This window comes from Martelella alba (genome assembly GCF_005217455.1).
Classification (GTDB): Bacteria; Pseudomonadota; Gammaproteobacteria; order Enterobacterales; family Enterobacteriaceae; genus Acerihabitans.
Window position 1 is genome coordinate 1 of the sequence record NZ_SZPQ01000176.1, and the last position, 567, is coordinate 567.

General features: G+C 49.2%; 1 protein-coding gene. It reads right to left on the bottom strand.

Annotated elements, in window-relative coordinates; all coding sequences use genetic code 11:
* Positions 1-70 precede the first annotated feature (70 nt).
* Positions 71-567: relaxase/mobilization nuclease domain-containing protein (locus FCN80_RS26290; RefSeq protein WP_230492994.1), on the bottom strand; the 497-nt coding region annotated here is incomplete at its 5' end.

The following is a 567-nucleotide window of genomic DNA, read 5'->3' on the forward strand; positions in this document are numbered from 1 at the left end:
TTCATAGAGATCTCCCCGATTCAGGTTACGAGAAAATTCTACTTATGAACACACCGGTTTTTCGGGGGGATTACCGTTGTGTTGGACCTTTTGTTCTGGTCAGCCCGAAATCCCGTTCAAGCTTTTGGATAATGCGGGTGCTGATCAGATTCTCGTTTCTGCCCAAGTAGAGATTTCCATCTGCCATATCGATCCGGCTGGCGATGATATGAATGTGCTGGCCGGCCATATCGTCATGGAGAATGTAGGTTCTCAGATGTGTTGAGCTGAAACCCATCCTCTTCATGTAGCTGTCAGCGATCTCTGACCACTTTTGGGTAGATAGAGACTCGCCGGATGGAAGACGGAGAGAATTGTGCCAGACAGCTTTCGCCACGTCCGGGCGAAGCTGACTGGTTTTGTTAAATTCAGCGGTCAGCTCGTCAACGGTAGTTCCTGGTGTGTTACCTCCAATGACGAATGGGTTTTGTGAATGGTGAGGGGCAGGCTTCTGAACCGCCCCGGGAATCCTGGAGACTAAACTCTTTGAGAGAGAGGTAACAGGATGACTAAAAATACGCGCTTTTC